Annotated in this window: 13 protein-coding genes; 8 read left to right on the top strand and 5 right to left on the bottom strand. The window is 45.9% G+C overall.

The window, feature by feature from the left end; all coding sequences use genetic code 11:
• Nucleotide 1: 1 nt before the first annotated feature.
• Nucleotides 2-1,414, top strand: a complete 1,413-nt coding sequence (locus R7044_RS00615; protein WP_033906502.1) for a coniferyl aldehyde dehydrogenase — start codon at nucleotides 2-4, stop codon at nucleotides 1,412-1,414.
• A gap of 175 nt (nucleotides 1,415-1,589) precedes the next feature.
• Here R7044_RS00615 and R7044_RS00610 read toward each other — a convergent pair whose 3' ends face one another.
• Nucleotides 1,590-2,069: an aminoacyl-tRNA deacylase gene (locus R7044_RS00610; RefSeq protein WP_005376501.1), complete on the bottom strand. Its 480-nt coding sequence runs from the start codon at nucleotides 2,067-2,069 to the stop codon at nucleotides 1,590-1,592.
• A gap of 156 nt (nucleotides 2,070-2,225) precedes the next feature.
• Here R7044_RS00610 and R7044_RS00605 point away from each other — a divergent pair, with 156 nt between their 5' ends.
• The 4 genes from R7044_RS00605 to R7044_RS00590 all read left to right on the top strand — a co-directional run bounded on the left by R7044_RS00605 (nucleotide 2,226) and on the right by R7044_RS00590 (nucleotide 7,218).
• Nucleotides 2,226-3,767, top strand: coding sequence for a glutamate synthase-related protein (locus R7044_RS00605; RefSeq protein WP_033906503.1), 1,542 nt, complete (start codon nucleotides 2,226-2,228; stop codon nucleotides 3,765-3,767).
• Nucleotides 3,768-3,953: 186 nt separating this feature from the next.
• Nucleotides 3,954-6,128 (top strand): catalase/peroxidase HPI, encoded by a 2,175-nt coding sequence (katG, locus tag R7044_RS00600; RefSeq protein WP_017820988.1) that lies wholly within the window; start codon nucleotides 3,954-3,956, stop codon nucleotides 6,126-6,128.
• 165 nt (nucleotides 6,129-6,293) lie between these two features.
• On the top strand, nucleotides 6,294-6,746 hold the full coding sequence (locus tag R7044_RS00595) for an antitoxin Xre/MbcA/ParS toxin-binding domain-containing protein (protein ID WP_017820987.1): 453 nt from the start codon (nucleotides 6,294-6,296) through the stop codon (nucleotides 6,744-6,746).
• 1 nt (nucleotide 6,747) lies between these two features.
• On the top strand, nucleotides 6,748-7,218 hold the full coding sequence (locus R7044_RS00590) for an RES family NAD+ phosphorylase (RefSeq protein ID WP_005376497.1): 471 nt from the start codon (nucleotides 6,748-6,750) through the stop codon (nucleotides 7,216-7,218).
• A 29-nt stretch (nucleotides 7,219-7,247) separates the two neighbouring features.
• On the opposite strand, the gene R7044_RS00585 is transcribed toward R7044_RS00590, so the two are convergent.
• The gene (locus tag R7044_RS00585; protein ID WP_172563777.1) at nucleotides 7,248-9,146 is read right to left on the bottom strand and encodes an acyltransferase family protein; all 1,899 of its coding nucleotides are present in this window, start codon (nucleotides 9,144-9,146) and stop codon (nucleotides 7,248-7,250) included.
• Nucleotides 9,147-9,387: 241 nt separating this feature from the next.
• Between R7044_RS00585 and R7044_RS00580 the strand changes: the two genes are divergently transcribed.
• On the top strand, nucleotides 9,388-9,663 hold the full coding sequence (locus tag R7044_RS00580) for a nitrogenase-stabilizing/protective protein NifW (RefSeq protein WP_053349151.1): 276 nt from the start codon (nucleotides 9,388-9,390) through the stop codon (nucleotides 9,661-9,663).
• A gap of 117 nt (nucleotides 9,664-9,780) precedes the next feature.
• Here R7044_RS00580 and R7044_RS00575 read toward each other — a convergent pair whose 3' ends face one another.
• Complete coding sequence (locus tag R7044_RS00575) at nucleotides 9,781-10,881, bottom strand: alkene reductase (RefSeq protein WP_017820984.1); 1,101 nt, start codon at nucleotides 10,879-10,881, stop codon at nucleotides 9,781-9,783.
• Between the two features lie 11 nt (nucleotides 10,882-10,892).
• On the bottom strand, nucleotides 10,893-11,279 hold the full coding sequence (gloA, locus tag R7044_RS00570; RefSeq protein WP_005376490.1) for a lactoylglutathione lyase: 387 nt from the start codon (nucleotides 11,277-11,279) through the stop codon (nucleotides 10,893-10,895).
• 211 nt (nucleotides 11,280-11,490) lie between these two features.
• On the opposite strand from gloA, the gene R7044_RS00565 reads away from it, so the two are divergent.
• Together R7044_RS00565 and R7044_RS00560 are read left to right on the top strand one after the other, a co-directional pair.
• The gene (locus tag R7044_RS00565; protein ID WP_031781242.1) at nucleotides 11,491-11,919 is read left to right on the top strand and encodes a PaaI family thioesterase; all 429 of its coding nucleotides are present in this window, start codon (nucleotides 11,491-11,493) and stop codon (nucleotides 11,917-11,919) included.
• Between the two features lie 26 nt (nucleotides 11,920-11,945).
• Complete coding sequence (locus tag R7044_RS00560) at nucleotides 11,946-12,335, top strand: MazG nucleotide pyrophosphohydrolase domain-containing protein (RefSeq protein WP_047101463.1); 390 nt, start codon at nucleotides 11,946-11,948, stop codon at nucleotides 12,333-12,335.
• A 43-nt stretch (nucleotides 12,336-12,378) separates the two neighbouring features.
• On the opposite strand, the gene R7044_RS00555 is transcribed toward R7044_RS00560, so the two are convergent.
• Nucleotides 12,379-13,254 carry a universal stress protein gene (locus R7044_RS00555; RefSeq protein WP_047101465.1) on the bottom strand — a complete coding sequence of 292 codons (876 nt, stop codon included), beginning with the start codon at nucleotides 13,252-13,254 and terminating at the stop codon, nucleotides 12,379-12,381.
• Between the last annotated feature and the right edge of the window lie 71 nt (nucleotides 13,255-13,325).

Raw genomic sequence — 13,325 nt, 5'->3', positions numbered from 1 at the left:
CATGAACGCAATCACAGAGGTTGAAGTAGATAACTTGTTACAGCAAAGCCTCGAACGCTTAAAAGCGGCATATGCAGCCGAGCCTTATCCTAGTTTGGATGAACGTAAACAGCGCCTCGTTTTGTTAAAAAAATCGCTGCTTGAGAACAAACAAGCTTTGGTTGAAGCGTTAAGTGACGATTTTGGCTATCGTTCAGAATTTGATACCGCCATGACCGACGTTTTGCCAACGGTCTCGCATATTAATTATACCCTCAAACGACTAAAAAAATGGTGCAAACCCAGCAAGCGCGAATCCGGCTTATTGCTCGCACCTTCTAAAGTCACCGTTCAGTATCAACCGTTAGGTGTCGTCGGGATCATTTCACCGTGGAACTTTCCTGTGATTTTGAGCCTTGCGCCTTTAGTGACAGCATTGGCTGCTGGCAACCGCGTGATGATGAAGCTCAGCGAATTTACGCCAAAAACCAATAAAGTCATCGTCGATATTTGCCGTGGGTTGTCTGAGTATGTCGAAGTTTTTGAGGGTGAAGCAGACGTCGCACAAGCATTCAGCCAACTGCCATTCGATCACCTTTTGTTCACGGGTTCTACGAGTGTTGGTCGCGCAGTGGCAAAAGCGGCAGCGGAAAACCTTACCCCGGTGACGTTAGAGTTGGGTGGAAAGTCCCCGGTGATCATTGCAAAAGATGCAGACATGAAGAAAGCCGTTGATGCTATCTTGTTTGGTAAATGCATTAATGCAGGCCAGATTTGTGTCGCGCCTGACTACGCGTTTGTACCGCAAGAACGTGTCGAAGAGTTCATTTCGTTATTCTTAAAACGTTTTGAAAAGCTCTATTTAAAATCCAACAAGAATCAAAAGCTGACCCATATTGTCAACCAACGACAATATGATCGTTTGACTGCGCTACTTGAGGATGCAAAAGCGCAAGGTGCTAACCTTCACACTGTTGAAGCGTCGCCCCAAGAGGAACGACTTCTGTATCCTCATTTGGTCACGGATGTGTCGCCGAATATGCGAATCATGCAAGAGGAGATCTTCGGGCCATTTCTACCTGTTAAGCCCTACAATGCCGTTGATGAAGCGATTGACTACATTAATCAGCGCCAAAGACCACTTGCGCTGTATGTTATGTCGGACGACAAATCGACCATCAAACATATTGTACGCAACACCCACAGTGGTGGCGTCGGCGTTAATGATACGGTTTTACATGTTGGCGCTGAAGATGCGCCTTTTGGTGGCGTTGGTGAATCGGGTATTGGGCATTATCACGGAGAGGAAGGATTCAGAACTTTTAGTCATGCGAAAACCATTCTTCACACACCGAAATGGTTGCCAAGAACGAGCGTATTAATGCGCCGTAGGGCTATGGCGATAAAAGCGATCCAAAAGATCTTTGTTCGATAATAATTATGATTTGATTGATAAAAAACCGCCCGAATAGGCGGTTTTTTGTTTCTATATGCTCTGAAACGCTGAGCACCAAAGTCCGAGAAACTTCCATCGCGTGCTACCAACAAAACAAAGAAAGGCTCTTGTTGAAAGAGCCTTGTTCAGGAAGTGTCGAGAGATCTTGGCAAGTTTAATGCAGAACTTCACTGCTGAATCTTAGATATCTACAGTCGTTCATCAGTTCTTTAAACGCCTTTCGGTCCAGCTTAATCAGAGTTTCATGATCGCCAGCTTCAAGGTAGACATGTTCCAAGTTTGCTAGTCTTTCATCGCAAACTGTCGACATGTGGTAAGGGCTACCAATCGGTGGAATAGCGCCGTGTTCACAATCGGTGAAGAGTCGGTAAACCATACGCTCTTTCACCAAGTGGAAGGTGGCATTAAATTCGTCGTTTAATCTCGACAAACTGATTTTGTTGTTGGCAGGTAAGACCGCCATCATATGACGCCCTTCATGATCCTCTAGAATCACACCTTTTGCGATATTCATTAAAGGCACACCTGCTGCAACACCACTTTGTAGCGAGCTATGACTGTGGCTGTGATTCACGGTTTGAAAGTGAATGTTATGCTCAGTCAAATATTCATCTAATCGGGTTGCAATCGTCATATAGCCTCCACGTGTATGAGACCCATAAAAAGTATAGGTTAGTCGGGCGACAATCGCGCATTTTACTCGGCGACACTGACGCTCTTTACGCTCCTGTTCTACGCTTATTGCAAGCCAGCGAGAAAGCATGGTTAACAATAATAAATAGGGGGCAACATGAGCAAGCCAATCATCGCTGATAACAAGCCGATCAAAGTAGAGTTGAAAGCTGGGCAAGAATATTACTTCTGCCGATGTGGGCGTTCTAAAAAACAACCTTACTGCGATGGGTCTCATTCGGGAACCGGCTTAAAGCCAATGAGCTTTAGTGCGGAAAAAGACGAAGATGCCTATCTCTGCCAATGTAAGCATACCGCCAATGCTCCTTTTTGTGATGGTACACACAAGCGATTTACCGCAGAGCAAGTCGGTAAAGAGGGACCGGAACAAAAGCGAGAGAAAAGAGACAAACCAACGGCGTCTGCTACTCAAGAAGAACCAACCCTCGAGTTTATCCACCAATTAGCGAGAGAAGGACTCTCTAAACTCGGTCATCATGGTCCGATGGCTGCAATGGGGGTTCCTAGGCATTTGCTACCACATTGGGATGCTATACAAATTATGGTGGCGCAAATGGCGACACAACCGTTGTTGGAAGACGTTCCTGTGTCTACCGAGTTGATTGTGGGACCAAACGCGCGTAAGCCGCTCAGACTCGCCATTCCTTTGTTGGTGTCGGACATGAGTTTTGGCGCACTTTCTGAAGAGGCGAAAATTGCACTAGCAAAAGGTGCAGAGTTGGCAGGGACTGGGATTTGCTCTGGTGAGGGTGGCATGTTACCGGAAGAACAAGCCGCTAATTCACGGTATTTCTATGAGCTTGCTAGTGCTCAATTTGGCTACGACGAATCTAAGCTTCTTAATGTTCAGGCGTTTCACTTTAAAGGTGGGCAAGGAGCAAAAACGGGCACGGGTGGTCATCTGCCTGCAAATAAAAATGTAGGTAAGATCTCTCAGGTGAGAGGCATCCCCGAAGGACAACCAGCGATATCACCACCAACGTTCAAAGATCTTCACACTACTCACGATTTCAGAAAGTTTGCTGACAGAGTTCGTGGCATCACAGGCGGTATTCCAATTGGATTTAAACTCAGTGCCAACCATATTGAGCAAGACATTCAGTTTGCGCTTGATGCTGGGGCTGATTATATCATCTTAGATGGTCGCGGTGGTGGCACGGGTGCGGCGCCAACTATGTTCCGTGATCATATTAGTGTGCCCACCATCCCTGCATTAGCTCGTGCACGTAAGTACTTAGATGAAAAAGGCGTAAGTGACCGCGTCACATTAATCATCACCGGTGGGTTGCGAGTTCCTACGGATTTTGTCAAAGCGTTGGCACTTGGAGCAGACGGAGTAGCGATAGCAAACAGTGCGATGCAATCGATCGGTTGTGTCGCGGCTCGCATCTGCAACACCAATAATTGCCCGGCAGGCATTGCGACACAAAATGCCGATTTGAGGCAGCGTCTCGACGTTGAAAAGTCATCCCAGCAACTGAAAAATTTCTTCGAATCCTCGGTCGAGCTCATGAAAGTCATGGCGAGGGCGTGTGGTCATCACGCTCTGAATGAATTTAGTCATCATGATTTAGCGACCTGGGATCACAACATGGCGAAGCTGTCTGGGATTAAGTATTCAGGTATGGACTTAAACTGATCTCTATCCATATTTTCTGCATATAGGTACATGTTTGATAACAATTATTTATTCGCTGAAATGTTTGAAATTTTGACTTGGCGTTAACTAAAAAAACAGTGTATGAACTACGCTGTTTGAGGTGGATATTCGATTTATTGAATAACAAAGAGTGGTTACCACAACCACGACACGAAGGAGCATTATATGAGCAAAGCAAACGGCGGTTCGGTAGGTAAATGTCCAGTTATGCATGGTGGGCAAACATCTACAGATAAGTCGGTGATGGATTGGTGGCCGAATGCCTTGAACTTAGACATCCTGCATCAACACGACTCCAAAACCAACCCATTTGGTCAGGACTTTAATTACAAAGAAGAACTGAAAAAGCTAGATGTCGAAGCACTTAAAAAAGATTTAAAAGATTTAATGACTGATAGCCAAGACTGGTGGCCTGCCGACTGGGGACACTACGGTGGTTTAATGATCCGAATGGCATGGCATGCAGCGGGCAGTTATCGTATTGCGGATGGCCGTGGCGGTGCTGCTACAGGCAACCAACGCTTTGCTCCTCTCAACTCTTGGCCAGATAACGCCAACCTCGATAAGGCTCGACGCCTTTTATGGCCAATCAAGAAAAAATATGGCAACAAACTAAGTTGGGCAGACCTGATTGTCCTTGCCGGTAACATGGCGTACGAATCCATGGGTTTTAAGACCTTTGGCTTTGCGTTTGGACGAGAGGACATCTGGCACCCAGAAAAAGACACTTACTGGGGCTCTGAGCAAGAATGGTTAGCCACAAGTGACGCTGATAACAGCCGCTACTCTGGTGAGCGAGATTTAGAAAACCCGCTTGCTGCGGTAATGATGGGTCTTATCTATGTGAACCCTGAAGGGGTAGACGGTAACCCAGATCCTCTCAAAACAGCACATGACATGCGAGTGACCTTTGCGCGAATGGCAATGAACGATGAAGAAACCGTCGCGCTCACAGCTGGTGGTCACACGGTGGGTAAGTGTCATGGTAATGGTGATGCCGCAAACCTTGGCCCAGAGCCCGAAGCAGCAGACGTTCATGAGCAAGGTCTTGGCTGGATTAACCACAAAACACGTGGTATTGGCCGTGACACGGTAACGAGTGGCATTGAAGGTGCTTGGACAACACACCCTACACAATGGGACTACGGATACTTCCACCTACTATTTAAGTATGACTGGGAACTGAAAAAGAGCCCAGCCGGCGCATGGCAATGGGAGCCAATCGACATTGAAGAACAAGACAAGCCTGTCGATGTTGAAGACGGTTCTAAGCGCTACAATCCAATCATGACCGACGCCGATATGGCGCTCAAAATGGACCCTGAATATCGTAAGATTGCAGAAAAGTTCCAAAATGACCCTGCGTACTTTGATGACGTTTTTGCTCGTGCCTGGTTTAAGTTGACACACCGCGATCTAGGACCAAAATCATGTTATTTCGGCCCTGATGTGCCAAGCGAAGATCTTATTTGGCAAGACCCAACGCCCGCAGGTAAGACAGACTACGATGTTGATTTAGTAAAAACAAAAATCGAAGCAAGTGGCCTATCCATTAGTGAGTTAGTAAGTACGGCGTGGGATAGTGCGCGTACTTACCGTGGCTCTGACCGCCGAGGCGGTGCAAATGGCGCGAGAATTCGCTTGGCTCCGCAAAAAGATTGGCAAGGGAACGAACCTGAACGTCTAAGACGTGTTCTTGCGGTGTTAGAAAAAATAGCAGCAGAAGAGGGCTGTAGTGTTGCAGATGCTATCGTGCTTGCTGGTAACGTAGGTATTGAACTGGCTGCGCGTGCCGCAGGTCATGATGTTTCCGTACCATTCGCGCCAGGCCGAGGTGATGCCACCCAAGAGATGACGGATGTGGAATCGTTCGAAGTACTTGAGCCTGTTGCTGACGGTTTCCGAAATTGGTTGAAGAAAGACTACGCGGTTAAGCCAGAAGAGCTTTTATTAGATCGTGCTCAGCTTATGGGGCTAACGGCGCCAGAAATGACGGTACTTATCGGTGGTATGCGCGTTCTAGGCAGTAACTACGGCGGTGGAAAAGAGGGCGTATTTACTGACCGAGTAGGCACTTTGTCGAATGATTTCTTCGTGAACCTTACTGACATGGCATATACGTGGAAACCAGTGAGTGCTAATCAATATGAAATCCGTGATCGTAAAACCGATGCTGTGAAGTGGACGGCTACTCGAGTGGATCTTGTCTTTGGTTCAAACTCGATCCTGCGTTCGTATGCGGAAGTGTATGCGCAAGATGATAATCAGGAAAAATTCATCCATGACTTCATCGCCGCATGGACGAAAGTCATGAACGCGGATCGTTTTGACTTGCAATAAGTGAAACGATGCCCGTCGGTAAATGGGTTGATGAATAAGTAAGAGAGGCGGGCGAAAAGCTCGCCTTTTTCTTTACCTATCTTTTTACTTTGATTGTTACTTTGATTGAAAGTTAAGCTCATTTGAACCATAATAACTGGACCATATGAACCATAGGAGCTTGATATGGCAACTGCAGCATTAAAAAGCTTCAAACCGAAACAACCTCATAAAGCCAATTTCTGGTTTATGTTGGGTATTGAAGACGCTGAAACAGGTCGCACTGATGCGGTTCACAAAGGCTTTGAGCCAAAGGTGTATCGCAATATTGTTGAGCGTGTGAAGCTTTCTCAGAGTGAGTTTCAAAACGTCACATTGATACCTGTTAGCACGATCAAGCGTCGTCTAAAAAACGATGAGCGCTTCAATACGCAAGAAAGTGATGCAATCTATCGATTAGCGATGTTATTGAAACTTGCGACAGAACTGTTTGACGACGAAGAGCGCGCGTTAAAATGGATGAGAGAGAATGTGTACGGCTTAGGTGGAAAACGTCCACTTGATATGGTCTCGACCACGGTGGATTTTGAAATCGTAAAAGATTTGATCGGCCGTTTAGAGCACGGGGTATTCTCGTAATATGAAGCTCTATCGTCTCACACAAAAGAAATTTGCTGACACGCCATTCAGCCCCGTTGGCGCAAAGTTGTTTGGAGGGCGATGGAACTCAAAAGGAACCGAAGCCCTCTACTTCTCTGAATCGGAATCCCTTTGCTCGTTGGAAGTATTTGTTCACGTAAACAACGATCCTGCTATCACCAAACTTTACGATTTATATCGTATTGAAATGCCAGAATACCTCATCGCCACCTTAGATGAAGAAGATCTCCCTGTGACGTGGCGGGCAATACCGGCGAGCGAGTCTACGCAGTACATTGGTGATCAGTTTCTCAATGATCCTCATCCAGAGTTTGCCGCGCTGCAAGTGCCTTCAACGATTTCACCTCGTGATAAAAACTACGTGGTGAATCCAAATCATCCCAAAATGAAAGAGATCATCAAGAAAGCCGAAAAGCTCGATTTCGCGTTTGATCCGCGCATTTTCAAATAGACGCCTAGCTTTGTCTTGCTTTAAAGCATTCAGCGCTTACCTGAGATAAGCGCTGAAGCATAAAAGTTTATTCCCTTGGTTATTCGGTCGTAAGTGAACTGTTGCGCTTCATTTGTACTGTTGTGGTAATGCCCAAGCACCAACTCAGCACCTTTGTAAGATAAATGGCTGTCATCCGTATACATCGCATTGTTTGCTCCAACTCTCATTCGACATACGCCATTTCTGCAAATGGCATCGGTCAAGTCGACAAACTCAACGTGCTCAAATTGCTCAAAGTAGTTCACTAACTTCGCCACGTTTTGAGGGTGATGTTGTTTGGGAGAAAAGTCGCAGGCAGACTCTTCTGTCTCGCCAAACAAACGCGCTTTCCAAAGGCATTCTCCTACCGCAAACGGTGCAGAAGGGGTTGGACCGAAAACGACCACTTCCTTTCCTTTCAGTTCATTCAATAATTTGGTTAATGATGCTTCATAATCGGCTTGTGAAAGCTCTTTATTGAAATTAGAAGAGATAACAACGCGACGAATGGAAGGGGTACTTAGAATGGTATCGACAGCCTCATTGAAGAACTGTCGGCAAGAAATTGAGCCAGCAGCTTCTAGGATGTCGACATAACCGACCGCACAGGAATCTTGAGTAAGTTGCACCACGCCAGTTGGTGTTACTTCGGATAGACGCTTCACGTAAACCATGCTGTGACTATTGCCTAACACAGCGATGGCGGGCTGCGGCGCAGACGAACACACATCGTTAACGTTGGTGTTGCCGTTGCAATCTAAACCATAACCGTTGTTAACGCGCATGGCCTCGAAAAATGCGCTTCTTTCTGGAAAACCACCGTTCTGATGACCGATAACGCCGAGCGTTAGCAAGGGCAACGTCAACAACACAATAACCGCGGACACAGTGCGCATGCTCATGGCTTTTCGGCTACGGAACGGCTTTTCAATAAAGCGCCAAGTGAAGTAAGAAAGTACAAAAAGAGTGACAACGTAAAGTGGGATATTGATGTCTTGTGTTGTGTCCAACACGTAGCGGTAAAAGACAAATAATGGAATGTGCCACAAGTATAAGCTGTAGCTGATTAAGCCGACGAACACGACCCACTTTAGGCTCAGTAATCTACCGCAGACATTGTCTTTAGAGGCAAACAAAATCACCAACGCGCTACCGATGACTGGCACCAGCAGCGTAATGCCCGCGCCATCTTGCGATTTTTCAAACAAAAGCGCGGAAGCCAATATCAAAACGATGCCAATGGTTGCTAGAGTATCGTTAGATTGAACTTGGACTTTTCTCATCACTAATGCGAGTAATGAACCGGTTGCCAGCTCCCAAGCGCGAGAGAAGATCATGTAAAAAGCGAAATCAGGATCGTTGCTCGCGTAGACAATAGTCATCAAACTCAGCGCAAATACCGCGATGAAAAAAGTCAGGTAAAACGCGTTTTTACCACGAGCGAGTAGCATGAGTAGTAAAGGAATGACAATGTAGTATTGTTCTTCAACGCCCAAGCTCCAAGTGTGAAACAGCGGATTGGCTTGATCTTCTAAACCGAAGTAATTGTGGCCTTTTAGATACAGAAGAATGTTGGATGAAGAAAGAATAGAAGACACTGCGAACTGACCAACGTCTTTGTGTGCTTGCGGCAAAAATAGCCACCAAGACATCAAATAGCTGACGGCGATCACCACCAGTAAGAGGGGGAGTATGCGACGAATGCGTCGCTCATAAAAATCACCAAGGCTGAACTTCTGGTTTTCTAAGTCGTTAATCACGATGGCAGTGATCAAATAGCCGCTGATCACAAAGAACACGTCGACGCCAATAAAGCCACCAGCGAATTGCTCAACTCCTGCATGAAACAAAATCACCAACGTGACAGCAATCGCCCTTAATCCGTCTACTTCTGCTCTGTAAGTCATATCGTGTTGCTCCAACATTCCGTTTAATGAAGTAGAGCAAAATATGAACCAGAAATAATGTTTATTTAAATCAGTGCCTTAAAATGATCATCAAAATGAAAATGCTAGGTGGGTTAACGAATTCCCAAATTGAATTTCAATATGGAAACCCCATAAAGAATGATCTTAAGAAGTGCTAAATCAAAGAACGTAAAGCGCGAGGCACTTAGACTTCATTGAAAATGATTACGCTAAAGAAACGATGACAGAGAATACGATTCAGGAAAAAATTGCCAGCTTTACTTGTATCGAAGAGGCTTTGAATTACTTCGACATCGAGTTTGATAGCCGATTTATCGAAAACAATCGAACCGAGTTGGTTAAGAGGTTTAACGGCTACCTAATCCTCACTAAACCGGATGATTGGTTTTCAGGTCGTCGTGCTTTAAAGAATGCTTACTGTAAAGTACAACGCAGTTTGCTCAGTAAAACGACGCGCTCTGCGTGTCGAGGTTGTACATCTTGTCAAAGACGTTAATTCTGGTGGCTTGCCTAAAAAGAACCCTGCATCTTGGTGTCACAGGGGGAAGAGCAAGGTTCTTTTGGTTTCGCTATTGGTTTGTCGCGAGTTACGAATCAGCTTTACGTAGATGAATTAACCCGCGTGATACGCAGGGTAGTCCACCAAGCCTTTTTCACCGCCGCCGAACAATGTGGCAGGGTCATGTTCTGCCAGCGGATAGCCATGCTTGATGCGGCTTGGTAAGTCTGGGTTTGCAACAAACGGACGGCCAAAGCCAATCATGTCGGCTAAACCACTTTCAATCGCGTGTTGCGCCTTTTCTGCGTTGTAACGACCGGCATAGATCAGTGTGCCTTTATACGCCTCACGAACTGCGGTTTTAAAGTCGTGCGGAGTGTCTGGCGCGTCGTCCCAATCCACTTCAGCAATGTGAATGTAAACCACATTGAGTTTATCAAGCAGCGCTGCAGCGGCGGTGTAGGTTTCGACTGGCGTACTATCAACGGTGCCATTTAACGAAGTGAATGGTGCAAGACGAACACCAACACGCTCAGCGCCAATAGCTTGCGTCATCGCCTCTACCACTTCACCAAGAAAACGCAGACGGTTTTCAATTGAGCCGCCGTATTCATCGGTGCGGTTATTCGCTTCAGAATCGATAAACTGGTTAACCAAGTAGCCATTCGCTGCATGAAGCTCGATACCATCGAATCCGGCTTCTATCGCGTTTAGGGCGGCTTGGCGGTACTCTTCAATAACGTTCTTGATGTCTTGTTTGGTCATTTCACGTGGCTCAACCACGTCGACAAAACCCGGTTCGTCTGTGCCGTTATCGACAAATACTTTCACGTTTTCTGCTTTTAGCGCAGAAGAAGAAATAGGCTGCTCACCGCCAATGTTATCAGGGTGAGTCACGCGACCAACGTGCCACAATTGCGCGAAGATAGTGCCGCCATTCTCGTGCACCGCATTGGTTACCTTTTTCCAGCCAGCAATTTGCTCTGGGCTGTAAATGCCTGGTGTCCATGCATAGCCTTGACCCATTGGCGAAATTTGTGTGCCTTCAGCAACGATTAGGCCCGCTTCAGCACGTTGAGCATAGTAGGTCGCCATCATGTCGTTAGCGATATTACCTGGTTGAGAAGCACGAGAGCGCGTCATCGGAGGCATAACGATACGGTTTTTTAATGAGAGAGAGCCAAGTTGAATGGGTTGAAATAATGCGTCTGTCATAGGAAACCTCGTTATTTTTGAGTTTGGATGAGTTCGATTTGGTAACCATCGGGATCTTTAATGAACGCGATGTGAGTTTCTCCGCCTTTCATTGGACCTGGCTCGCGAGTAACGTTGCCACCAAGCGCTTTAATTTTTTCGCAAGCGGCGTAAATATCTTCAGACCCCAGTGCCATGTGTCCGAATGCGTTACCCAAGTCGTAACTGTCGGTATCCCAGTTATAAGTTAGCTCGATGGTCGCGCCATCTGGTTGATCAGGGTTACCAACAAACACCAGTGAGTAACGGTATTCTTGGTTTTCAAAACGATCCAAAACACTCATTCCCAGAACTTTTGTATAAAATTCGATAGATTTGTCTAGGTCAGCAACACGGATCATCGTGTGGAGAAACTTCATAAGTCGCCTTTTCATAACGTTGCGTAATCACTATGCAAACCATATCGCCACTCTAAATAAACTGGAAATTATCGTTAATTATCAAAATGATTATTTAGTGTTATGAAAAGCGAGGTTGCTGGCCCTGCAACATGCAAACAAAGATTACTCGCCGTTTCTTTTTAATTGTTGGCATATGCTAATTACTCTTTTGAGAAACCGAGTAACTATCATGTCCACAAACAGCTACTGTCATTACACTCACGAGTCTCATCATCAATGTGCGGTTTGTTCTTCAATTAATGTGAATCCGAACTCTTTGGCCGTGAACTATCAATACCTAGCCGATGGCTCTGTTGTCGGAGAGTTTCACGTTTTACCGCGTCATCAAGGTTACACAGACCTGTTGCATGGTGGTATTGCCAGTTCGCTTCTCGATGGTGCAATGACGCATTGTTTGTTATCTAGAGACATTCAAGCCCTTACGGCGCAGTTGGATGTGCGCTACCATGCACCTATTCAGTTAGATGATCGAGTCACGATTACTGCACACTGTGAAGGTGAACGACGCGGTATATATCAACTGGTGGCTCAATTGCGGGTCGAAAGCGAAGTTAGAGTGACGGCTAAAGGGAAGTTTATTCGTCCTAAAAAGGCATAAATAAAAACGTGTTCTACGGAGAGGCAATGAAGAAATTTGATGAGCTGTATGCAATTGCGACGAGAAAATCTCAATATGACCAAACCAATACTTGGTTTAAAGGCGTAGAGACTTATCTGGAGGCCATTGGCAAAGAAGTTGATGAAGTCCGCGAAGAGATTCGCGAGGATCGCCTTTGTCATTTGGAAGACGAGTTAGGCGATGTGTTGTGGAACTACCTTAACGTATTAAAAGCGCTGGAAAGAGAAAAGGGTATAGATCCTGAGAAAGTACTCGAAAGAGCCTGCACTAAATACGAGCAGCGTGTATCTGCGATTGAATCGGGACGCAGTTGGGATGAGATAAAACAGCAGCAGAAACAAGCCTTGAACGCGGAACATGAAGCCGCGCAGTTAGAAGATGTAAAGAGCCAATAACTGCGCTTGGTATTGAAAGGATAGGTTAATAGGGAATACCTAGTCAGCCCTTGGAGCTGTTGACCAACAGTAGGTCACAAGGTGGTTGATCAAGTAACGTGTCTACAGTGCTGCCAGACCAAAATTGAGATGACATGCTTCGTTTACATGCCCCCATAATCAAAATCGCTGCTTGTGATTGCTTAACTGCTTTTGGTAACGCCGTTTCAGGGTTTCCTTCTGGCAGCAGTAGTGGTACTCGAGTTAACCTTTGCGCACTAATAAAATCTGTAATGCCTGCTTTTTGGTTGCTTAATATCTCTGCACGATAGCGAGAGAGGTATGGCGCGACGTATCGGCAGTAAACGAGCGTCATTTTCCCGCTTAAGGTTTGTTCTAATTTTGAGCCTCGCGAGACGATGGCTTTATCTACTATCGACTTTTCATCCCCTCGATGAAGTGGGTCGATTGCACAAAGCATGTTGGCGTGAGAAGGCCATGAACGCTCACTCAGTAGCAACAAGTCGCAATCTTGTTGTGCTAGTTCTGTGAGCATCGTTTGAATCTCGTGTTTGTTAAAGTGTCCCACGAGCAGTAAGTCAGTGTGGTCAACAAGTCGTTTCGCAACTTGCTCAACCCAATGACTCCCTTTGAAATGCTCGTAAGAGAGCGTTGGCGTTTCAAGCTCTTCTTCTTCACAAAGTTCGACAATTAATGCGTTGAACTTTAAGGTCCAAGCTTCAAACTCAGCTTGTCTTTTTTCTATATGGTCAGAGTTGAAACTGAGAAAATGAGCGAATGCGTGATCTTCACTTCGGCGATGGTCTTCCACTAAAACCACAATAGGCTGAGCCAACGCTGTCGAAAATTGAATCACTTTACGAAGCACCTTACGACTTGGTAAGGCGGCCTGCTGAGTCAGAAAAAATACAGGTGCCATTGATTACTCCATTATCAAACAAGGCGAATGAGCCTGACACACATTCAAGTCTATACCATGAACTGATGCAG

The sequence above is a fragment of the Vibrio sp. 1402 genome (assembly GCF_033340275.1).
Note: the sequence above shows the minus strand (reverse complement) of the source record. Positions and strands in the feature narration are given on the sequence as shown.